The organism is Campylobacter sp. US42a, from assembly GCF_004379055.1.
In the GTDB taxonomy this organism is placed as follows: domain Bacteria; phylum Campylobacterota; class Campylobacteria; order Campylobacterales; family Campylobacteraceae; genus Campylobacter_D; species Campylobacter_D jejuni.
In genome coordinates, this window is record NZ_RYYK01000004.1 from 79889 (window position 1) to 102540 (window position 22652).

Annotated in this window: 25 protein-coding genes; 7 read left to right on the forward strand and 18 right to left on the reverse strand. The window is 31.1% G+C overall.

The window, feature by feature from the left end; all coding sequences use genetic code 11:
* Positions 1–197: 197 nt before the first annotated feature.
* Positions 198–635 (forward strand): DUF411 domain-containing protein, encoded by a 438-nt coding sequence (locus ELQ10_RS05015; RefSeq protein WP_002858990.1) that lies wholly within the window; start codon positions 198–200, stop codon positions 633–635.
* A gap of 9 nt (positions 636–644) precedes the next feature.
* Here ELQ10_RS05015 and traF read toward each other — a convergent pair whose 3' ends face one another.
* From traF to ELQ10_RS05060, 9 genes are all read right to left on the reverse strand, one after another.
* Positions 645–1148 (reverse strand): conjugal transfer protein TraF, encoded by a 504-nt coding sequence (gene traF / locus ELQ10_RS05020; RefSeq protein ID WP_002851157.1) that lies wholly within the window; start codon positions 1146–1148, stop codon positions 645–647.
* Complete coding sequence (locus ELQ10_RS05025; protein WP_002851267.1) at positions 1109–1597, reverse strand: TlpA disulfide reductase family protein; 489 nt, start codon at positions 1595–1597, stop codon at positions 1109–1111. Before ELQ10_RS05025 ends, traF begins: the two co-directional genes overlap by 40 nt.
* Positions 1594–2247, reverse strand: coding sequence for an ABC transporter ATP-binding protein (locus ELQ10_RS05030; protein WP_002860103.1), 654 nt, complete (start codon positions 2245–2247; stop codon positions 1594–1596). Before ELQ10_RS05030 ends, ELQ10_RS05025 begins: the two co-directional genes overlap by 4 nt.
* Positions 2244–3362 carry an FtsX-like permease family protein gene (locus ELQ10_RS05035; RefSeq protein WP_052801225.1) on the reverse strand — a complete coding sequence of 373 codons (1119 nt, stop codon included), beginning with the start codon at positions 3360–3362 and terminating at the stop codon, positions 2244–2246. Before ELQ10_RS05035 ends, ELQ10_RS05030 begins: the two co-directional genes overlap by 4 nt.
* Positions 3352–4641 carry an ABC transporter permease gene (locus ELQ10_RS05040; RefSeq protein ID WP_134250282.1) on the reverse strand — a complete coding sequence of 430 codons (1290 nt, stop codon included), beginning with the start codon at positions 4639–4641 and terminating at the stop codon, positions 3352–3354. The genes ELQ10_RS05035 and ELQ10_RS05040 overlap by 11 nt, the downstream gene beginning before the upstream one ends.
* Positions 4631–6034, reverse strand: a complete 1404-nt coding sequence (locus tag ELQ10_RS05045) for a Fe-S-containing protein (protein WP_002870594.1) — start codon at positions 6032–6034, stop codon at positions 4631–4633. The genes ELQ10_RS05040 and ELQ10_RS05045 overlap by 11 nt, the downstream gene beginning before the upstream one ends.
* 81 nt (positions 6035–6115) lie before the next feature.
* A complete protein-coding gene (locus tag ELQ10_RS05050; RefSeq protein WP_107840484.1) occupies positions 6116–6655 on the reverse strand; it encodes an iron transporter in 540 nt (179 codons plus the stop codon).
* Complete coding sequence (locus ELQ10_RS05055) at positions 6652–8742, reverse strand: FTR1 family protein (protein ID WP_134250283.1); 2091 nt, start codon at positions 8740–8742, stop codon at positions 6652–6654. Before ELQ10_RS05055 ends, ELQ10_RS05050 begins: the two co-directional genes overlap by 4 nt.
* A 348-nt stretch (positions 8743–9090) precedes the next feature.
* The gene (locus ELQ10_RS05060; protein ID WP_002866842.1) at positions 9091–9294 is read right to left on the reverse strand and encodes a hypothetical protein; all 204 of its coding nucleotides are present in this window, start codon (positions 9292–9294) and stop codon (positions 9091–9093) included.
* Positions 9295–9625: 331 nt separating this feature from the next.
* Between ELQ10_RS05060 and ELQ10_RS05065 the strand changes: the two genes are divergently transcribed.
* The 6 genes from ELQ10_RS05065 (at position 9626) to map (ending at position 14246) form a co-directional block, all read left to right on the forward strand.
* A complete protein-coding gene (locus ELQ10_RS05065) occupies positions 9626–9808 on the forward strand; it encodes a YjfB family protein (protein ID WP_002856010.1) in 183 nt (60 codons plus the stop codon).
* Between the two features lie 140 nt (positions 9809–9948).
* Positions 9949–11097, forward strand: a complete 1149-nt coding sequence (gene nhaA, locus ELQ10_RS05070) for a Na+/H+ antiporter NhaA (protein ID WP_002855944.1) — start codon at positions 9949–9951, stop codon at positions 11095–11097.
* A complete protein-coding gene (nhaA, locus tag ELQ10_RS05075; RefSeq protein WP_002892077.1) occupies positions 11094–12263 on the forward strand; it encodes a Na+/H+ antiporter NhaA in 1170 nt (389 codons plus the stop codon). Before nhaA (ELQ10_RS05070) ends, nhaA (ELQ10_RS05075) begins: the two co-directional genes overlap by 4 nt.
* An 8-nt stretch (positions 12264–12271) precedes the next feature.
* Positions 12272–12733, forward strand: coding sequence for a C40 family peptidase (locus ELQ10_RS05080; protein ID WP_002868876.1), 462 nt, complete (start codon positions 12272–12274; stop codon positions 12731–12733).
* A gap of 1 nt (position 12734) precedes the next feature.
* Positions 12735–13478 carry a glutamate racemase gene (gene murI / locus ELQ10_RS05085; RefSeq protein ID WP_002937396.1) on the forward strand — a complete coding sequence of 248 codons (744 nt, stop codon included), beginning with the start codon at positions 12735–12737 and terminating at the stop codon, positions 13476–13478.
* Between the two features lie 9 nt (positions 13479–13487).
* Positions 13488–14246: a type I methionyl aminopeptidase gene (gene map / locus ELQ10_RS05090; RefSeq protein ID WP_002868878.1), complete on the forward strand. Its 759-nt coding sequence runs from the start codon at positions 13488–13490 to the stop codon at positions 14244–14246.
* A gap of 371 nt (positions 14247–14617) precedes the next feature.
* On the opposite strand, the gene ELQ10_RS05095 is transcribed toward map, so the two are convergent.
* The 9 genes from ELQ10_RS05095 to ELQ10_RS05135 are packed head-to-tail and all read right to left on the reverse strand — an operon-like array spanning position 14618 to position 22652.
* A complete protein-coding gene (locus ELQ10_RS05095) occupies positions 14618–15118 on the reverse strand; it encodes a flagellar FLiS export co-chaperone (protein WP_134250284.1) in 501 nt (166 codons plus the stop codon).
* Between the two features lie 55 nt (positions 15119–15173).
* Positions 15174–15773, reverse strand: a complete 600-nt coding sequence (locus tag ELQ10_RS05100) for an ABC-type transport auxiliary lipoprotein family protein (RefSeq protein WP_002937394.1) — start codon at positions 15771–15773, stop codon at positions 15174–15176.
* A complete protein-coding gene (locus tag ELQ10_RS05105; protein WP_002922175.1) occupies positions 15773–16663 on the reverse strand; it encodes an MlaD family protein in 891 nt (296 codons plus the stop codon). Before ELQ10_RS05105 ends, ELQ10_RS05100 begins: the two co-directional genes overlap by 1 nt.
* A 2-nt stretch (positions 16664–16665) precedes the next feature.
* Positions 16666–17388, reverse strand: coding sequence for an ATP-binding cassette domain-containing protein (locus tag ELQ10_RS05110; protein ID WP_002937393.1), 723 nt, complete (start codon positions 17386–17388; stop codon positions 16666–16668).
* Complete coding sequence (locus ELQ10_RS05115) at positions 17389–18498, reverse strand: MlaE family lipid ABC transporter permease subunit (protein WP_086031967.1); 1110 nt, start codon at positions 18496–18498, stop codon at positions 17389–17391.
* Position 18499: 1 nt separating this feature from the next.
* Positions 18500–20398, reverse strand: a complete 1899-nt coding sequence (gene tkt, locus ELQ10_RS05120) for a transketolase (RefSeq protein ID WP_134250285.1) — start codon at positions 20396–20398, stop codon at positions 18500–18502.
* A gap of 9 nt (positions 20399–20407) precedes the next feature.
* Entirely contained in the window at positions 20408–21253 is an 846-nt protein-coding gene (locus tag ELQ10_RS05125) for a polyprenyl synthetase family protein (protein ID WP_002851379.1), read from the reverse strand.
* Positions 21250–22344, reverse strand: coding sequence for a PDZ domain-containing protein (locus tag ELQ10_RS05130; RefSeq protein WP_002862279.1), 1095 nt, complete (start codon positions 22342–22344; stop codon positions 21250–21252). The genes ELQ10_RS05125 and ELQ10_RS05130 overlap by 4 nt, the downstream gene beginning before the upstream one ends.
* Complete coding sequence (locus ELQ10_RS05135; RefSeq protein WP_052798963.1) at positions 22341–22652, reverse strand: YbaB/EbfC family nucleoid-associated protein; 312 nt, start codon at positions 22650–22652, stop codon at positions 22341–22343. The genes ELQ10_RS05130 and ELQ10_RS05135 overlap by 4 nt, the downstream gene beginning before the upstream one ends.

Genomic DNA, 22652 nt, shown 5'->3' on the forward strand with positions numbered 1-22652 from the left:
TTTAAGCTTTTTAAGTTAAAAATTTCTAGTTTTTTAAATCGTTTTATCTTTTATATCTTTGCTGTAAAGACAAAATCAGCACTCATTAAAAATCTTTTCTTGATTAAATTTTTGTAATTTCATTTTTAGTGTTAAAAATGTGATGATATTAACTTTATAAAAGTATTATTATATATTTTTTACTTAGGATAGCAATTATGAAAAAAACAATTTTAACCATTCTTTTTTTACTCACTCTTACGCAAGCTAAGGAAATACAAGTTTATGAAAGCCCTACTTGTGGCTGTTGTGATCTTTGGGCTGATTATATGAAAGCTAAGGGTTATGAGGTTAGTGTTCATAAAACCAATGATTTTCTTAAAATCAAAGAAAAAATGGGTATAAAAGATGAGTATCAAAGTTGCCATACGGGTGTGATCGAAGGCTATGCTATTGAAGGGCATGTTCCTGAAAGTGCTATAGCATGGTTGCTTGAAAACAAGCCTAAAGATGTTATAGGAATTTCAGCTCCTGGCATGCCGCAAGGAAGCCCAGGAATGGAACAAGGTTATAGTGAAAAATATCCTGTAATTTTGATGAAAAAAGATGGAAGCTATGAGCTTTATGGATATTTTATAGGAGATAAAAAGCTTTAAAGTAAATTTTTAGCTTTTTACTTTTTTGATTTCTTTTTCAAGTATGCTATAAGGAGTTAAGCCTATGAATTTTTCATCCATTTTTCCTTCTTTGAAAAAACTAAGCACAGGTACTCCATATATTTCCCCAATGGCACTTGAAAGGTATTTAGCTGCTCTTTTTTCATAAAACATTGCTAAATTAGATAAACCTTTTTCATCAGCCCAAGCTTTTGCATCATTTGCATCATTTGCATCGCCTAAAACCACAAAGATATTAAAATCATAATTTTTAGCCAAATTCTGCAAAATAGGAATTTGTTCTTTACAAACTCCGCAATCTTTTGTGAAAAATACTAAGGCAAAATTTTGTGCTTTATCATTTAGTTTTAGGCTTTTTTCAAAACCATTGTAGGCAAAATTATAGGTTTTATCACTATTTAAAGCTTTAAAATTTTCTCCACTATCACAAGCTACAAAAAATAAAGCTATGATTAAAGCAAAGAAATAAGCTTGGATTCGAAAAATTCCCATGGTTTTTCTCCTAAAATTCTATCTTTTATCATCCCATCTTTAATGATGATGGTAGTAGGGGTTGCAAACACAGCATAACGATCATTGGTGATTTTAAGATCGTCTTTTAAAACTTTTACATTTTTAAAGTCAAATTGTTCGGCTAAAACCTTAACCACATTGGCATTATCGATGGAATTTATAGCATAAACACTGATTTTATTGGGATGATTTTGTATGAATTCATCTAAAGAAGGGAGTTCTTTTAAGCAAGAAGGGCAGCCATTTTGAAAAAAGACCAAAACTTTTAAACTTGTATTATCATCAGCAAGTTTTACAGCTTTTCCTAAGGTATCTTTAGCTGAAATTTCAGCGCTTTTTTCTCCAACTTTTCCAGTATCTTTTGAATTTTCAAAAGAACAAGCATTGAGCAAGAACAAAATGCTTAAGATTAAAAGGCTTTTTTTCATTTTAACACCCCATGTTGTAAGATAAGGGTTCGATCTGCGAATTTGGCTAAATCAGGATTGTGTGTGATTAAAACTATGGTTTTGCCTTCATTTTTTAATTTTTGCAAGGTTTGAAGAACGATTTGTTCATTGGCTTCATCTAAATTTCCTGTGGGTTCATCTGCGAGTAAAAGCTCTGGGTTGTTGATCAAAGCTCTTGCTATGCAAACTCTTTGTTGTTCTCCACCACTTAATTGGCTAGGTAAATGAGTGAGTCTATGCGAAAGTCCTACTTTTTCAAGAACCATTTTGGCATCTTCTTCATCTACGCTTGAGTGATAATACTGAGAGAGCATAACATTTTCTAAGGCGTTAAGATAGGGGATAAGATGAAATTGTTGAAAGACAAGTCCTATTTTTTCACGACGCAAGGTGATTTTTTGCTCCTCATCCATTTGCTCTAGGTTTTCATTGTCTAAGATATACTCTCCAGAGCTTGGAGTATCCATGAGTGATAGTATGTTTAAAAGCGTTGATTTTCCACTTCCTGATGGACCCATGATGGCAAGCCATTCTCCTTCATAGACGCTTAAGTTGATATTGTTTAAGGCTTTAACTTTGCCAAATTCTTTATTTAAGTTGTTTATTTTAATAAGTTCTTTTTTCATCATTCACCTTTCAAATTTTCACACACATTGATTTTTAATGCTCTTTTTATAGGAAAAAATGCAGCCAAAAAGGCAAAAATCAAAGAAATGATTAAGGCTATAAAAACAGCTATAAATCTAAAATCAATACTAGAATTAAAAATCAAATAACCAAAGACATTGGCTAAAAATATCCCACAAAAAGCTCCGATTAAACTAGCAAAAAAACTTACTATAAAGCATTCACTAGCAAAAAGTTTAAAAATTTCACTTTTTTTCGCACCCAAGGCTAAACGCAGTGCGATTTCTTTTTTGCGAGAAAATATAATAGAGCTTAAAGTTGTATTAACGCTAGTAGTGACTATGATCAATACTACAAGTATGATTAAAAACATTAAAGCTTTGATTTTTCCAAGCACCAAGCCTTCACTTAAGGATACTGAAGATATAGGTTTTGCATCGATGAATTCATTGCTGATTGCTTGTGTTTTGGCTTTAACTTCATCAAAATTTCCATAAACTACAGCATTAGCATAGTTAATACCGGCTCTATCGCTTAAATTTTGCACCACGCTTAAAGGAGCTAAAACAATGCTATCAAATTCATCATTGCTTGAAAGTATGCCTTTTATGGTAAGTTTTATGCTTTTTCCATTGTTTGGATTGTAAATTTGAAGTTCATTGCCTGTTTTTAGGCCTAGTTGCTTGGCTAAATTAACCCCTAAAAAGGCTGAATTTTCATCAAAATCATTTAGGGAAAAGCTTCCTTCTTTAACTTCTAAAAAAGGTTTAGTGATTTTTAAAGCCCTAAAATCAGTGCCTAAAACCACTCCGCTTGTACTGCCTAAATTTAAAAAATCATACAAAAAAGGAGTTAAAGCTCTAGCCTTTAAATTTTCTTTTACTTTTTCATACTCAGCATTGGAGATAAAATTTTCATCCTGCTTAGGACTTATCATTACATTTGCTCCATAAGCTTTTAATTCTTTAGAAAGTTTGGTGTCAATATCAAAATAAATATTTAAAAAAGCTGAGCAAGTAAGTGCTCCTATAAAAACACTTAAAACTATTATAAAAAGTCTTTGATAAGAAAAGCTAATGCTTTTAAAAAGCTCATTAAGGAAAAACTTATCTACCATAAAGCACTCCTGCAGCTGAAAGTTGTGTGATATTTTTGATAGGAAGCAAGCAACCTAGTAAGGCAATAAGTCCTGCAAAAATAAAGCTTAAAGGTAAAGCTACAAAGGCTATATTAATAAAATATCCAAAAATGCTAAGGCTGATGATTTGAGAAAGTGCTGTGCCAAAAATAAAGCCAAAGAAAGCGGCAAATAAAGCTACGATTAAATTTTCACTAGCAAAGATGAGATAAATTTGAAAAGTATTAGCACCAAGTACTTTTAAAAGTCCTATTTCTTTTTTTCTACGATGAATTTCAGAACTCATCAGGCTTGAAATCGCAATACTTGCAACAATAAGACAAATAATACAAGTAATGCCCATTAAGGATTGGATCTTTTTAACCACCAAGCTTTGAGCATCGCTTATAGCATTTAGAGCTTTTGCATCAGCACCTGGTAAGCCATCGCTAATTTGACTAGCGATTGAGCCTACATAAGCTGAGCAATACCATTTGTCATATTCTAACTGATCTAATTTTTCTTCGCCCATGCGACGCACTTTTTCAGAAAGGGCTGATTCAGGTATGGTAAAAGCTCTTACTTCTGCACTTGAGTAAAGCCCTTGTTTGTTGAGTAAATCTTGAGCTAAATTTAAAGGAGCGATGATTTTATTTGACATTTTAGGATTGGCATGAAGTAAAATGCCTACGATTTTTGCTTCTTTGCTTTGATTGTTTTCTCCTATGAGTTTGATGGTATCTCCTAATTTTAGTTTATTGTTTTTAGCAAAGTCTTCGCCTAGCATGATTTCATTGCTATCATCTTTTGCCCATTCTCCTTGCACTGCTAAATAAGGATAAAGACTTTTTATACCTGTGATAAAATCATCATCATCTTTAATTTTTATGGCTTTTTGAAAATAAGTGCCATAAATAAGTGCTTTTTGCTGGGAGTTTTCAATTGTGATTTTACCTTCTAAAAAAGGAGCAAGTGCGGTGATGTTGTTACGCCAATAAATGTCTTTAATCATATATAAATTTTTTTCTTCTAGGTAGTTTTTGTTTTTTAAGGGTTCATAAAGTTCATTACCTATTTCTATACTAAGACTTGAGCCTTTGGGTAAAACAAGGATATTAGAGCCATAGCTTTTGAGTTGTTTAGTTACTTCATCGCCTATACTTAGGGTAATATTTAGCATAGTAGAGAGCAAAAGCGTGGCTAAAAAACAAGTAAGAAAGGCTAAAAATTTTTGAATTTTGTTTTTAAATATAGAGTTAAAAATCATTTTAGCCAACATCGTTTCTCCTTTGGATTAAAAATTGGGCTTCGTTTTCTTCTACATATTTTGTAGGATCTTTTTTAAATTCTTCATAGTTGTTTTGATTTGAAAAATAATAAGTAATCCCTTTATAGCTATAAGAAAAAGGAGCTTGGGTGTTTATAACCTTTGTTTTTGATACAGGATCTTGCACTTCAATTTCTTTGATTTGACTAAAATAATTAGATCCTGCTATTACATCTTTAACATCTATGGTGATTTTTTTACCATCGTATTCGTATTTGAGTGGGATAGGATTGCAACCCCCGCTTTTACCTACACTTGGCAAGAAAATACGCACATTGCAAGAAATGCAAATGAGTTGTCCATCTTTTTTGATATAGCCCATATCTCCACAAATCATACAAGCATCAAAAACAGCTACAGGAGAATCCCTATCTTCTCTTTTGTTGATAAGAAAAAACCTTATCACTTTACCTTCAGCGCTGATATAAGCAAAGCGGTGGAGTTTGTTGTCCCTTAAAAGAGCTATATCAAAGATAAATTTGCCATTCTTATCGGGTAAAATTTCTTTAGGCTCATCTATGGTTAAAGGCTTAGAACTTACCATAAAAAAGTATAAAATAATGCAAAAGCTTATAACACAGGAGATAAAAACACTGGAAAAATAGCGATTAATAAGACTTGTTTTAGCTTCGTTTTTGCGATAATTTATATCTAAAATTTGTTTTTTGCTTATATTTTTTTTGCGAATTTTTAAGCTTAAGAATGCTAAAAAAGCGATGAAAATTAAATAAACATAAATTCCAAAAACACCAAAATAATTACTTTTTCCTACAAAACTCACCAAAAAAGTATGAGTTTCTATGATGGAATTTCGCATTAAAGTAAGCAAGATATTAGCTAGAGCTTTATCGCTTTCTATAAGGATAAGCAGTAAAAACAGCATAAAGCTTGTTTTTTGATTAAAATTTTTTTGCCATTTTAAAAAGAAGAAAATCAAAATACAAACAAGCAAGGCTAAAGCAATAAAACCTAAAGAACTTATACCTTCGCTATCGATTAAAGAGCTAGTAAAAATAGGGAAATCTTGACTTAAAAAATAATAATGCAAAGCGGTGCAAAAACTTAAAATTCCCAATAAAATAAAATTTAAAATTTCAATTTTTTTCCAAAAATAAAATATAAAGCTTACTAGTAATAAACCTATAAAAACAAAATCAAAATTAAAGATTAAATTTTCGGTTTTTAAAAATTGTGCTGCGATAAAAAAAGCAAAATATCCAAATAAAAAGCCCAAAAAAACTACTAAAAAACTTTTAAAAATATATTTTTTATCAGGAGTGATAAAGGCCATTAAAATACTTAGCGGTAAAACACTGATAAGAAAATGCACAAAATATATACTCATAATTTACTCTTTAAACATTGTTATTTTAATTTTTCAATAAAAATAAAAATATTTAAACACTCGGAAAATCCGAGTGTAAAATCATTTTGGCGTGCCTGTGTATTTGAATTTATAATCTACTTTAAAAGGTTCAAACCACTTACCCACGCCTGTTTCTTCATCAACATGGCGTCCAAAACCTTGTTTTTCTGGATTTGAGATATAAAAAGTAAGTTCATAATTTCCTACGCCAAAGCCACCTTTTTTATCTTTTTCCATAGCGATATTTGCACCATAGTGAGGACCATCATCAGCCACCATAGGCATCAAAGTTCCGCGTTTAATCGCACCTGTGTCGGTATTTTTAAGTTCATAGGCTATGGTTAAATAAGGCATCCAAAAACCTTCTGGAAAACCATTTGGATTGTTTTTAAGTGCGTGAATGTCAGCTTCTAGGTGAATATCTGCTAAAGATGCAGCTAAATCAATACCTCTTGGCTCCATTTCAATAGGTTGTAAATAAACAGCGGCTATTTCTATACCATTAAGTTCTTTTGGATCACCGATTGGCACTTCGCCTGCAAATAAATTTGTACTAATAACCGCAGCTGCAGCAACTACTGATAAAACTTTTTTTATCATGATTTTACTCCTTTTTTTGAAATTTGTTTTGTTATTAAAATGCCAATAATTAGCATGATCAAAACTATAAATTGAGGGATTAAGGTTTCATAGTAAGGATAAATTCCAAGCCATAAAATCGGTTCAAAATTCATAGGTATAAGACTAGGAATAATGACTTTTCCTTCTATGAGTTCGGCTATACCTTTGCCTGTAAAAACAAAAACCATGTAAAAAATAATGTAAGAAGTGATATAGAAAAATTGTTTTACAGGTATGCGAATGGCTCCTGCTTTTAAAAGAAAATATAAAACAATAAGTATTAAAATTCCAAGTCCAAGCCCACCAAAAACAGCACTAAAATCAGTGCTTGTTTTAGCATCAAAAAGCAAGGCTTGATAAAAAAGCACAGTTTCTGCACCTTCTCTATAAACAGCTAAAAATACGGTAATCCAAAGGGTTTTTGCACTATTGTTTGATATAGCATCTATAGCACCTTGTTTGATAAAGCTTGTCCATTTTTTATTTTGTGCGTTTGAAAGTAGCCAAAAGCCCACATAAAAGAGTAGTAATACGGCTATAAGCATGGTAATACCCTCTATAAGCTCTCTACTTTGTCCTGCATTTTCTTTAAATAGCCAAGAAACTCCAAAAGCGGTAACAAAACTTAAAATCACCCCTGTAAAAAGAGCACTATAGGCGATATTTAAACGATTTTTGTTGCCACTTTGCACAAGATAAGAAACAATGGCTACAACGATAATCAAAGCTTCCAAGCCTTCACGCAAAATAATACCTAAAGCCCATATAAACAGCGAATAAGGAGTAGAATCTTGAATTTTATCCACGCTGCTTGCTATGAGTTGCTCTAAGTCATTAAAAGTGGCTTCAAGCTCTTTTTTATCTGCACTTGCTTTAATCAGTGCCACGCCTTTGGAAAATAAACTTTCTATTTTAAGTTTTAAGCCACTATCTACAGCACCGATTTTATTTTCCATACCGCTTGCTTCAAAAATATCTAGATAAATTCCTTGTAAATCATCTACTATAGAAGCACTAAAGCCATCATAATTTTTTAAAATTTCATCTAAAGCAAATTTGATATCATTAGAAACTTTGGCATAATCTTTGCCTTTTGTTTCATCATTAAAGCCTGAAATTTGCAAACTTGAAAGTTCTGAATTTGGAATTTGTAAGAAAACATCAAAAATTTGTTCTTCTATGTTATCTAAGCCATCTCTTAAGCCTTTTTCATCTATTGTTTCATCGTTGATTTGGCGTATAAGGGTGCGTATGGCTTGTTGAATTTTTTGATCGTTTCCTGCTTTGGTAAATTTATTTACTAAAATTTCTACTTTGGTATTGCGATAATCACTAAATAAGGCATCATTTAAAAAATCTTTACTAGCTTGGTAGTTTTTTTCTTTAAAAGCATTAGCTGCCTGTGAAAATTTGGTAGAGATATTATCTAGTATAAATTGCAATCTTGCGTCCATTGCAGCGGCAGCTTGTAAATCAGCGCTTGCATTATCATCTGTAAGTTTGCTTGTGTCGTTGTTTGCAGGTATAGGAGCTTGGGTGGTTAAAGAACTTTGTGCTAAATCTTTTTTATCCACGCCCATCATTTGTGCGATTAAAGCTTCTGCATCAGCTTCGCGTTTGGCATTGGCTTCTAGGCTTGATTTTTCAGCTTTAGCCTTATCATAGTTTGTATCGCTTGCTTCTGCTTTTAAACGATATCCATTTTGTAAAATAGGGGCTACTTCATCAAGATCATAATAAATACTATCAATTAAAGCATTAATTTGTGTCAAAGGAGCTTCATCTTTATACATACGACGCAAATTTACAAATTTACGCTCCATGGTGATGGCTTTTCTTCCTATGTTTCTTCCTATAGGGCCTTCCATATTTTCAAAATGTTGAAAATACGCATCTTCGCTAAGCTTTTTAGCACCTAGATTATCGCCCTTTTTGTAAGTTTCTATGCTTTGTTTTAGCATGTCTTTGATAAGATTTGCTTCATTAATATAATCATCTACTCTAGCAAAAGCTGAGCTTGATAAAAAAATACTTATAATTAAAAATATAATTTTAAAAATTTTCATTATCATTATCCTTGGTTTTTGATAAAAATAATATTTATTATCAAAATAAATAATGGCTAGTATAATATTAAAAATCTTAAATAGAACTAAAAAATAAGCTTTTGTATCGATAATATTTTTTATTAATTATATTTAAGATATATTTTAATAAATTTTTAAATATATCTTATTTTTGTGATTTAATATGGGTTGTTTTTAAGTATCGTAAGGTTTTCTTTTAAGCTATGCACTTTGGGATATTGTTTTGTATTTTTAATTTTTCCTTTTTTAGTGTTTTAAAAGCTTAATAAAAATCAAAAAATCATTTATTGTGTATTCTTCAAGGAGATGGTTATAGCATATTTTAGATTAAGCAGATATATCCAAAAGTTTATCTTTTTTGTTGGTATCTGTGTTTGTAGAATCGCTATTGTCTTTATTTGCTTCTTCTTTCTCAGCTTTAGCTTCTACTTTTTCTTTTTTTTCTTGAAATTTTAAAGTTGAAGTTATATTAATTCTTTTACTTTCAAAATTTGTATCTACTATTCCCCTACAAGGTGTATTAAGTAACATTAGCAAACTCCTATATAATTGCAATAGCTTTTTAAGTTGTAATTTTTGATTATATTATAAATCGTATAAATAAGATAAAACTTAAATTTATTGAAGTAAAATTTTATATATTTAATTTGCTTCTAAAAGTATCAACCATTTATATTTTGCTTATTGTTTCATAGTGTAAAAATTTTTAAAATAGGATTTTATCTTAAAAAATTTATGATATTTAATTTTAGATATTGGTTCCCTTGAAAAATTTTAAAAAGTTTTAGTAAAAAATATTAAGTTTTAAAAATATCATCCGATTTAAATAAAGTCTTAAGACTCAATCTAAAAGGAGGATGATATGGTTTCAGATGTTTCTATGGGTAATGCTAATTTAATGACTGCTGTTAATACTTCAGTTTTGAAAAAATCTATGGACACAAACGAGGCATTGATGAATGAACTCATCGAAGGTATGGAAGGTGTCTCTCAAGCCTCCGCTCCACAAGTTTCTAGCTCTAGTGGTTTGGATATTTACGCTTAAATATCTTAAGAACAAGCTTAAGAACTTGTTGGTATCTTGGGCTTGTTTTTTTAAATAATTATTTCTTTAGTATTTTTTCGTTATAATTTTGCCATTTTATTTATCGTATTAAATTTTATAATATTTATTTAGGAGCAAGGATGCAAATGATAAAGAAGATGGTTTTAAGTGAAACTTTCCCTGGTATTTTGCTTATATTTTTTACATTTTTAGCCTTATTATGTAAAAATTCTTCTTTAAGTGTTATTTATACAGATTTTTTTCATGCTAATTTTACAGTAGGATTTGATCATTTTCAAATTTCAAAATCGTTGGATTTATGGATAAATGATGGTTTGATAGCTATATTTTTTCTATGTATAGGGCTTGAGTTAAAATATGAAATTTTACGCGGACAGCTTAAAAATATAAGAGCTGTATCTTTACCTATATTTGGAGCTTTGGGGGGTATGATTACTCCTGCTTTAATTTTTGCTGCTATTAATTATTCTCATGATTTTGCTATGAAAGGTTGGGCAATACCTACGGCAACCGATATAGCTTTTGCAGTGGGTATTTTGATGCTTTTAGGAAATAAAATTCCTACAAGTTTAAAGCTTTTTTTACTTTCTTTAGCTATTTTTGATGATTTGGGCGCTATTGTTATTATTGCTTTATTTTATACAGATCAGCTTTCAGCTTTGGCGATTATTATTTGTTTGTTTTGTATATTTGCTCTGCTTTTGTTAAATTATTATCACATCACCCATCTTTCTTTGTATGTATTAGTAGGTGTTGTATTGTGGATAGCTATGCTTAAAAGTGGAGTACATGCGACTTTGGCTGGTGTGATCATTTCTTTATTTATACCACTTGATACAAAAAATAAAAAACCTTATTTGCATGAAGTTCTTAAGGATTTAAATCCTTGGGTGGTTTATTTTATCTTGCCTTTATTTGCTTTTGCTAATGCTGGGATTGATATCAGAGATATGCATCTTGGTTCGGTATTTTCGCCTGTAAGCCTTGGAATTATTCTAGGATTATTTTTAGGAAAGCAACTAGGTGTTTTTACTTTTTGTTTTATTGCTATCAAACTTAAGCTTGCAAAACTACCTGAAAATATTAAATATGGAAAATTTTATGGTATATGTATTTTAACAGGCATTGGTTTTACGATGAGTTTGTTTATTGATGGTTTGGCTTATAAAAATAGTGATATTTTTGAACATGCGGATAAACTTGCTATTTTAATAGCTAGTTTTTTAAGTGCCATTGTTGGTTTTATTTATCTTAAGATTGTTAAATGAATAATATAGTACATAAATTAAAAACTTTAGTTTTAAACGAGGCTTTTGGTGGTGTTTTACTTATAGTTTGTACTTTGCTTGCTTTGCTTGTGCAAAATGGATCTTTTAGCGAACATTATCGAGAATTTCTAAATTTAAAAGTCGGATTTAGTGTAGGTGAATTTGAGCTTAACAAGCCTTTTTTACTTTGGATAAATGATGGGCTTATATCTATATTTTTCTTTGCTATAGGGCTTGAGCTTAAAAAGGAATTTTTGCACGGGGATTTTAAAAATCCTAAAAATATTGTTTTACCTTTTATGGCTGCTTTAGGGGGTATACTTATACCTGCGATGTTGTTTGCTTTGGTAAATATAGGAGATGCTTATACTTTAAAAGGTTGGGCTATACCTACAGCCACAGATACAGCGTTTGCCTTAGCGATTTTAATGATGTGTGGCAAACATATTCCATCAAGTTTAAAAATTTTCTTACTTTCTTTGGCTATTTTTGATGATGTGGGTGCTATTTTAATTATAGCTATTTTTTATACGACAAAATTATCAATAGTTGCTTTTGTCGTTGCAGGAATTGCTATTTTGGCAATGCTTGTTTTAAATATTTTAGGAATAACAAGAAAGTCTTTTTATTTTATTTGCTCAGTTATTCTTTGGATTAGTGTTTTAAAAAGTGGTGTGCATGCAACTTTAGCTGGAATCATAACAGCATTTTTTATACCGATGCAAACTAAAAATGGAGAAGCATTTTTAGAAGAAATCTATGAAAGTCTAAAATTTTGGCTCGCTTTCGTTATATTGCCTTTATTTGCTTTTGCTAACGCTGGGGTAAATTTATCCAATATCGATATAGGAGCAATTTTTTCAGGTGTAAGTGTAGGTATTTTCTTGGGGCTTTTTGTGGGTAAACAAGCGGGTGTATTTTTGTTTTCTTATTTGGCAATCCGCTTTAAATTTGCAGCCTTGCCCCAAGGTTCAAATTTGAAACAACTTTATGGGGTTTGTATACTTACAGGAATTGGTTTTACAATGAGTTTGTTTATCGATGGCTTGGCGTATGAAGTCAGTGATATTTTTAATTATGCAGATAATTTAGCTATTCTCATAGCTTCATTTTGTTCTGGGATTTGGGGTTTTATTTATCTTAAATTCTTTGCTACTCGATCTTAAGGGGATTGATGAGGCATATTTTTTTCATCATCGCGATTATATTCTTTATAAGCGGATGTAGTTTTTATCAGAATTTAAACTATACTCGTCCGATTTATAATACAAATAAAGAAACAAAACTTAAGACTATTGCAAATGAATGGAAAAAAACTCCTTATGTTTTAGGTGGAACTACTAAAAAAGGTGCTGATTGTTCAGGATTTACACAGAGTGCATTAGCTCAGCTTAATATACGCATACCTCGCACCACAAAAACTCAATTAGGTTCTGGGAGAAAAGTTTCTAAATCAAAATTGCAAACAGGAGATTTGGTATTTTTTAAGACAGGTAGAGGGCCAAATGGTATGCATGTTGGTATTTATATGAGCAAGGGAAAATTTATACATTTATCTACTAAAGGTGGAGTAAAAGAAGTCGAGCTAAATAGTTCTTATTGGAAGGCTCGTTATATAGGAGCAAGAAGGTATTAAAGTGAAAATAGGTGTATTTGATAGCGGGGTAGGGGGGCTTAGCGTTTTAAAATCTCTTTATGAAGCTAGACTTTTTGATGAAATTATCTATTATGGAGATACCGCAAGAGTTCCTTATGGAGTAAAAGATAAAGATACTATTATAAAGTTCTGTCTTGAAGCATTGGAATTTTTTGAACAATTTCAAATTGATATGCTTATCATTGCATGCAATACTGCTAGTGCTTATGCTTTAGATGCTTTAAGGACAAAAGCACATTTTCCAGTATATGGTGTAATTGATGCAGGGGTTGAAGCAACGATAAAAGCTTTGTATGATAAAAATAAAGAAATTTTAGTCATTGCAACAAAAGCAACCATTAAATCAGAAGAATACCAAAAGCGTTTATTATCCCAAGGATATACAAATATAAATGCTTTAGCTACAGGGCTTTTTGTACCTATGGTTGAAGAAGGTATTTTTGAAGGAGATTTTTTGCAAAGTGCTATGGAGTATTATTTTAAAAATATCACAACTCCAGACGCTTTGATACTCGCTTGCACTCATTTCCCTTTACTAGGTCGTTCTTTAAGTAAGTATTTTGGTGATAAAACAAAATTAATTCATTCAGGAGATGCTATAGTTGAATTTCTTAAAGAAAGAGAAAATATAGATTTGAAAAATCATAAAGCAAAATTACATTTTTATGCTTCAAGCGATGTTGAATCTTTAAAAAATACTGCTAAAATTTGGCTAAATTTATAAGGAAATAAAATGATAGAATTGAAAAAACCAGATGAAATAGAAAAATTAAGAATAGCAAATCAAATTGTAGCAAAAACTTTAAATTTTTTAGAGAATGAAATTAAAATAGGAATGAGCTTAAAACAAATCGATAAAATGGCAGAAGATTATATTTTAAGCCTTGGCGCCAAGCCATCATTTAAGGGACTTTATGGTTTTCCAGGTGCCATTTGCACATCTTTAAATCAAGTTTGTATCCATGGAATTCCAGATGATAAAATTATCAAAGAGGGTGATATTTTAGGTCTTGATGTGGGAAGTTTGATTGATGGGTATTATGGGGATGCAGCAAGAACTATTGCTATAGGAGAAGTTTCACCCACTGATAAAGCTTTAATCTCTTGTGCTAAAGACGCGTTATATCATGCTATAGATATTATTCGTGATGGAATGCGTTTTAAGGAACTTTCAGCTGCTTTAGGCGAATTTATCCATGCAAGAGGTTTTGTCCCGCTTCGTGGATATTGCGGGCATGGTATAGGACGAAAGCCCCATGGAGAGCCTGAAATTTTAAACTATTTAGAAAAAGGTGCGAGTGCAAAAAGTGGCCCTAAAATTAAAAATGGAATGGTGTTTTGCATAGAGCCTATGATATGCCAAAAAGATGGAACACCAAAGCATTATAATGGAAAATGGGATGCTGGAAGTATTGATGGGCTGAATGCGGCTCATTATGAACATTGTGTTGCCGTGATTAATGGGCGTGCTGAAATTCTTTCTATGATATGATATTAAATTATAAAAATAATATTTTTTTCTTAAAATCCTAAAAATTTAAAATTTTTTAAATAATATTGTAGTAATATTCTTTAATAATTTAAGTTACTAAATGATATTTTTATAGCAGATTAAGTGTTTTTAGAATAAAATGTCACATCGTATTAAACTAAAACATAAATATGGTTTAGATAATTTAATAAAAATTGTTAAATTATCTAAATATTTATTTTAGTTTAAAGAGATCTTTTAAGATCTCGTTTGGGTTAGGCTATTTCCCTCCCCCTTTTTATTCGTAGCCTAACTCTCTTTTAAGAGTTTGGAAAATCTCTTTAAGCTAAAATATATTATATTTGCTTAAAGAGAACAAACGATTACTATTCTTATTTAAATAAATTTTTAAAATCCATTGTAGAGTTATAAATTCCAGCATTATCCATAGTTTCGCCCATGGTAATTGCGGTTGCTAATTCTGATAGAATGATTTTTATTTCATCTCTTTTATCTTGTATATAGGCCAATACACCTTCGTAATCACTTGTTTGAAGAATTAAAAGTGGATTGGCAATTTCAAATTCAAAGAGTTTTTTACCAACATAAACATTGAAAATATTTCCAAAAAGAACTGTTCCCATGAAAGAGCAGTTTTGTATAAGTTGTGATGCTGTAGCATCAAGAGTTCTTTTTTGCATATCATCTGAATTTTCATCTATTCTTTCTAGAATGCTTTTTTCTATTTTTTTTAAAGACATATCAAGCACTTGAAGCGCTCCTATAAAATCATTTGCATCATTGATTTGAGAGCAAATTTGATTTGCTTTAAATTCATTCACGCCCTGAATTTCACCTAAGTGTTTTTTAAATATATCTAAATCACTTTTCATTGTTTACCTTTCAAAAATATTGCTAAATATTTAAAAAGCAAAAAGTGTTCCTAAATTAGGATAAGTTAGAATTTACCCAAAAAACAATCTCATTGCCAATTTTATTTAAGGCTTTTTGAAAAGCATTATAAGTAGAGCGGATATCTTTTTTTTCTATTTTTTCTTTGGTATTGAAAATTTTATGAGCTATTATTTGATTGTTTTCAAGATTTATGAAATTTACGCTTATAGAAATTTGAGCGTAGTTTTCATTGTTGTTAAGAATTTGCTCAAAAGAGTTAATCCTGCTTTCAAGAGCATAATCCGCACTTAAAGAGCTTGTTGAAGAAAGTAAGGTTGTAAAAATATTGCTTTGTTCAAATTTTGACAAAATTAAAAAAGAATAAAGATTGCTTGGTAAATCTCCCCAGAAATAATGTGCGTATTTGTTGCTAAAACCATTATCTATATAAACAATAGTTCGCGAGTTTAAATACAAAGGTGTATTTGCATTGCGAATTTTAAGAATTTTACCGGTTTTTTTAAAAAAAATATTTGAGTCTATTCCTTCGTCTTTTAATATGATATTTTCATTTTTATTGATGGTTTCGTGTCTTAAAGAGCATCCGCATAACATAAAAATAAAAGTCAAAATATAGAATAATTGCTTTAGCATTATTTTTCTCCTGGTCCTAGTTTAGGTTTGGTTTCTTTAAAAATCAAATCAGCAGGGCTGTTTTGTAAATTTTCTATTAGAATATTGCTTTCAATTAAAACTCGTTTAAAAAGCTCTAAATTTTGCATCAAAGATGCTTTAATATCATCATAAGTGTTTAATTTTTCATCAGCTTTTTTTATGAATTTTTTTAAAATCATCGTACTTTCTTTTATGTCTTTAAGACTGGAGTTGAAATTTTGCGCACTAAGGCTTATATTATCAGCCATTTTTCCTATTTTTAAACTTGCGTTTGAAAGATTAAGGCTTAAATTTTTAGAATTAGCGTTTAAATTTGCACTTAATTCTGCTAGATTTTGCAAAAGGATTTCTAGATTTTTAAGATTTTTTTCGCTTAAAAGTTCTTTTGATTTATCATCGGCCGTTTTAACCAAAGAAAAAATATGTTCACTTTGTCTGTCTATGGTTGCTAAAAAACTTTCTTTAAAAGGAATGACTGGAAGTTTTCCCTGTATAGATACCAAATCTTTACTATTTTTACTTCCGCCTTGAAGTTGGACAAATTTAAGTCCTGTGATACCTTGAAGTTGCAAAGTAGCAAAAGTATCTTCTTTTATAGGGGTATTGTTTTTGACCTTGATGCGTATGTTAACGCCGAGTTCATCTTGATTGTAAATGCTGATTTCTTCTACGCTACCTACTTCCACGCCCAAAAGCCTTACGGGTGCTTTTATGCCAAGTCCTGCAACGGATTCTTGTGTGTGAATTTCATAATACTTAAAACTTTCTTCTTTAGAGTATCCACCAAGCCAAAGTATGAAACCAAGGCTTGCAAAAAATACTCCAAAAACAAAAAGTCCTACAAAAAAATAATTTGCTCTATTTTCCACTTTTACTCCATAAATCTTTTAAAAAGTCGTTCATTTTGCAGGCGTAATTCTTCATAAGTGCCGCAAAATCCAACTTTTTTATTTTCTAAAATGATAAAACGATCGAGTAAATTTTTCATACTTTCTTTATCATGTGTAACCAAAATGATATTTAGATCAAAACTTTTTTTTAACTCTAAAACCAAATCGTCAAATTCACGACTACTATGAGGGTCAAGTCCTGAAGTAGGTTCATCTAAAAAAAGCAATTTACTATCAAGTGCTAAAGCTCTAGCAATTGCCACTCTTTTTTGCATACCGCCACTAAGTTCGCTTGGAAATTGTTTTAAAACACTTTCGTTTAAGCCTGCCATTTTTAGCTTCATTAAAACCAGTTCTTGTATGCTATTTTCATCTAAATGAGTGTATTCTTTTAAAGGAATAGCGATATTTTCATAAACATTAAAAAAGCTAAAAAGTGCAGCAAACTGAAAAACCACACCCCATTTTTTACGCAAAGTAAGTGCATCTTCTTCGTTGATATTTTTAAGTTTATAGCCTAAAATTTCATATTCTCCACCATCAAAATGTTCAAGCATAAGCATTTGTTTTAAAAGGACGGATTTTCCACTTCCACTACCTCCTAAAATACCAAAAATTTCGTTTTTTTTGATTTCAAAACTTACGCCATCATGGACGATTTTTTCTCCAAATTTTGTAATGATATTTTGTGCTTTAATAACCACTTAAATTCCTGCAGAAGTTAGAATAACAGAGAATAAAGCATCAAAAGCTATCACCCAAAAAATAGCATTTACAACACTTTTTGTTGTATAAATTCCTATGCTTTGTGTAGTGTTTTTTACCTCAAAACCACGAAAACAAGCAATAAGTCCTATTAAAAATCCAAAAATAGGTGCCTTTGCAAGTCCTATAAAGATATGTTTTATATCTACAGCTTCTCTAAAGCGTCTTAAAAATTCGGCAAAAGAAATATCAAGATTTAATTTTGCAACCATCATTCCACCTATAACACTGATCGCATCGCTAATGGCAACGATTAAAGGCATAGCCACTACCAAAGCCATGACACGTGGAATAATAATAAATTCAAAAGAACGAAAACCCATAGTATTCATAGCTGCAATTTCATCAGTAATTTTCATCACTCCAATTTGTGCGGTATAAGAGCTTGCACTTCTTCCTGCGATCACTATGGCAGCGATTAAAGGTGCAAGTTCTCTAGTGGCTGAAATTCCCATCAAATCCACTATGAAAATATTGGCTCCAAATTGTGCGAGTTGATAAGCAGCCTGATAGGCTAAAACCACTCCTACTAAAAGAGCGGTTAAAATAACTATAGGTAAGGCTTTAAAAGCAGAATTTTCTATATGATATAAAAAAGCAATAAAGCGAAAATTTTTAGGATTTTTAAGGCATAAAAAAAGACTTGTGAAAAAAGCTCCTGTGAAATTGATGAATTTTCTTAAAATTTTTAAAAGTTCTAAACTTAATTTTCCAAGATCGATAAAGTATTCACTGAAATTTTTATGTGATTTTTTTGTTTTGCTTAGTCTTTGGTAGTTTTTTTCACAAAGTTCAAAAAGGGTTTGAAAGCTTGAATTTAAGCCTTCTTTGGTGATTTTAATATTTTTATCTTTAAGATCATTTTCCAAAGCAAGGAAAAATCTCACTCCAGCGGTATCGATTGCTTTTAGATCTTTAAAATCAAAAATCACTTCCTTGCTTTGAATCAAAGCTAAAAAATCTTTTATTTTTAACTTATAAATGCTTGTTTTATCCCAAATTCCAAAGATAAAAAGAGTGTTATTTTGAAATTTGAAATTTGTATTCATTTTATTTGCTAAGGATAAAATTTACAAGCTTTGAAACGCTAAATCCAAAGTGTTCAAACACATCTTTGTCTTTGCCACTTTCTCCAAAACTTTCTATGCCATACACTTTATGGCAAAATTTATAAAGTTCATTAGAATGCGCTGCTTCAACACCTATAACTTCACCTTTTAACAATCTTTCTTGATAAGCTTTATCTTGTTTTTCAAAAAGTTCAAAACAAGGCATAGAAACAACATTACAAGCAAAACCTTGTTTTTCAAGTTCGTTTGCACTTTCTAAACAAAGCCAAACTTCACTTCCACTTGCTAAAAGTGTAAATTTAGCATCTTTGCTTTCTTTGAGTAAATACGCTCCGTTTTTTACATCTCCAAAAACAGGTTCATTTAGAGCTTTGAGTTTTTGGCGTGAAAGCACAAAAGCACTCGGAATATCAGCATTTAGGGCTATTTGCCAAGCTTTGACATTTTCTACCCCATCAGCAGGCCTAAAGGTTAAAAAATTTGGCATAGCTCTAAAAGTGCTAAGTTGTTCTATAGGCTGGTGTGTTGGGCCATCTTCGCCCACGCCTATGCTATCGTGCGTGAAAATGAAAAAATGTTTGATTTTCATTAAGGCTGCTATTCTTGCGGCAGGTTTTAAGTACTCGCTAAAGATGAAAAAAGTTGCCGAAAATGGTAAGAAAATTCCATATCTTGCAAAAGCATTGTTAATCGCTGCCATAGCGTGTTCTCTGATACCAAAATGGATATTTTTACCTTCTATAAAGTCTCCCATGCCGTGAAGTTCTGTTTTGTTTGAAGGGCCTAAATCCGCACTTCCACCTAAAAATCCTTCTAAATTTTTAGCTAAAACATTTAAAATTTCACCATTGCTATCTCTTGTAGCAAGATCTTTTCCTTTAAAATCGGGATAGGCTATCTTGCTAAAATCAGGGTTTAATAGCCTTTCTAAAAGTTCTTTTTTACCACTTTTTTCAAGTTTATCTTTCCATTTTGCTTCTTCTAAATCCCCAAGTTCTACAGCGCTTTCAAAGCGGATTTTGCTTGCTTGTGGGATATGAAAACTGATATTTGGATCAAAACCTGCTTGTTCTTTGGCTTTTTTAATCACTTCTTCGCCCAAAGGTGCGCCATGGCTTTTATGACTGCCTTCAAGCTCTCCTGCACCCTTTGCTATAGTTGTTTTTGCGATGATAAGACAAGGTTTTGTGAATTTTTTAGCTTGTTCTAAGGCTTTATTGATTTCTTCATAATCGTGTCCATTTATGCTTAAAACTTCAAATCCTTGTGCTTCAAAACGCATTTTTACATTTTCATTAAAGGCTAAACCTACATCGCCTTCTATGGAGATATTGTTGCTATCGTAAATAAGTATGAAATTATCAAGTTTGTGAAGTCCTGCTAAAGAACAAGCTTCATAAGAAATGCCTTCTTGTAAATCCCCATCTCCGCAAAGACAATAAATTTTATGATCGATTAAATCACTACCTAGCAAATTTTGTGCTTTTTTTGCTGCCATAGCAAAGCCTACGGCATTGGCAACGCCTTGTCCTAAAGGGCCTGTAGCGATTTCTACTCCAAGAGTTGAAATTTCAGGGTGTCCAGGGGTTTTAGCATGAAGTTGGCGGAAATTTTTAAGATCTTCTAGGCTTAAATCATAGCCACTTAAATGTAAAAAACTATAAAGCAAAGCACTTGCATGTCCACCTGAAAATATAAGTCTATCACGGTTTAGCCAAGTTGGATTTTTAGGATTGTGTTTTAAATGATAACTTAAAACACTTAAAATATCTGCTAAACCCAAAGGTGCACCTGGGTGTCCTGAGTTTGCTTTTTGCACCATATCGGCACTTAAAAATCTTAGAGTATTTGCCTGTTCTTGTAAAATTTGAATGTCCATTTTTTGCCTTTATAAGTATTGAATTATTAAATTTTGTATCATTTGTGCGAGTTTTTCATTAAGTTTTTCTAAATCTTGTTCGCATTCACTAAGAAGATTTTCTTTTGTTTTTATGGCTTGTTCAAGTCCAAGCAAATTGACAAAAGAATTTTTATGAATATCGTTGTTAGTAGGCTTTCCGCTTTGTTCTTGACTTGTAGTTACATCGATAATATCATCATTGATTTGAAAAATCAGTCCTAGTTTTAAACCAAGTTTGTAAATTTGATTGCTTTCTTCGTTGTTAAGTTCGCAAATTTCACAACCCATTTTTAAAGCTGCAGCGATTAATCTTGCGGTTTTGTGTGTATGTAAAAACTCAAGTTCATTTAAACTCAGTCTTTTGTCTTCAAAAAAACAATCAATAGCTTGTCCTATGACCATTCCATTAAGTCCTGCATTAAAGGCAAGGGTTTTGATGAGTTTGATTTTGATTTCATCTTTTAAATGAGCATGACTTAGAACTAAAAAAGCTTCAGTATTTAAAGCATCACCCACTAAGATGGCTGTAGTTTCATCGTAGCTTTTGTGTAAGGTTGGAATTCCTCGTCTAAAGTCCGCATTATCCATAGCAGGTAAATCATCGTGTATGAGTGAATAAGTATGGATAAATTCCAAAGCTAAAGCTACATCTAAAGCTTGATTTAAAAGTTCAGGCTTATTGCTTTGTACTACACTTAAAAGCAATTGTGCCCGAAAATGCTTTCCTCCCGCTTTTAACATAAGAGCTAAAGCTTCATTAAAAAAAGGATGAAAGCTTTCAACTTTAGGTAGATTTTTTTCTAAGTGATGGATGAAAAGTTCTTTTAAATTCACTTAGTAAGCCTTATGAAAAATTGAAATTTACCATCGCCACCTGAGTTGGCATTTCCGCCTAGTTCATTGTTGAAATTTGATAAAGGTAATTTGGTACTTTTGCGTTCAATTAAGATGCTAAAGTCATTACCAGCGCTTAAAATATTTTGTAATTCTTTAAAATTATTTAAAATAATATTATTAACGCGTAAAATTTTATCTCCTACCATAAATCCTGCATTTGATGCTTTTGATTTTGGATCTATTTTAGTTACAACAAGACTAGTATTAACCGTTAAACCAAGATTGCTTGTGAAATTTGTAATTTTTGGTTTTGGTTTAGAATCAGGAAGATTAAATTTACTCAAATCTTTTGCAAAAACTTCAGTAGAAATATTTAAATCCATATTATCACGCAACACTTGAAAATAAAGAGTGCTTCCGCGATCTGCAAAAAGAATTTTTTCATTGAGTTTTCTTAAATCATTGGCGGGCAAGCCATCAACACTTATAACTTGATCGTTGATTAAAAATTGTGGATTTTTTCTTACATTGTTAACATAAATTTTATTTTCTCGAACAACAAAATCAACGCCAATATCCCCCCAATAAACATCGTTATATTTCATAAAATGTTTTAAATAGCGATTACCTATAAAAGAGCTATTATTTAAAGCAATCCCCATCATTTCACAGCATGGAGTCCCTAAAAGTCCTATTTTAGAATTAAAATCAAGTTGATCTTTTTCATCAATATTTTGAGCTAAATACTTAATATGCCCTATATAAGGTTTATTAGGATCCCAAATTCCAACCCAATCATTACGAGTAAGTTTTTCTTCATCACCCATAGGAGTAGGGATTAGGCTAAAGTCAGTTCTTACAAGATATAAATTTAAAAATGGATCATATTTTACATATTTGTTAAGCTTAGTATTAGGCTGTTTTAACACAGCAAGTAAATTTTCACTGAGTGCAAAAGCTGGCATTCCTTCATAGTTGAGCATGCTTGCCTTATTTCTTTCATAACCTGCTAAAAAATCTTCAAATTTAGGTCTTTCTATACCAAAAGACAAAGTAAAAAGCATGCAAATAATTAAAATTTTTTTCATAATTTCATACCTCCAAAACCACCTAAAACATCATTTGCCATACTTGAGCGATTTTGCGCAACCATAGCCAAAACATCATTAATTGCAGAAATAAGTAAAATTTGCAAGGACTCTTTATCTTCAAGTAAAGAATCATCAATGTTAACATCGATAATCTCGCCTTTTCCATTAGCGCTTACTTTAACAAGTCCTGCTCCACTTTTGGCACTAAATTCACGATTTGCAAGTTCTAGTTCTATATTTTTTGCTTTTTCTTGAACTTGATTTAAAAGTTCACCCATTTTAGAAAAATCCATATTTTCAAACAT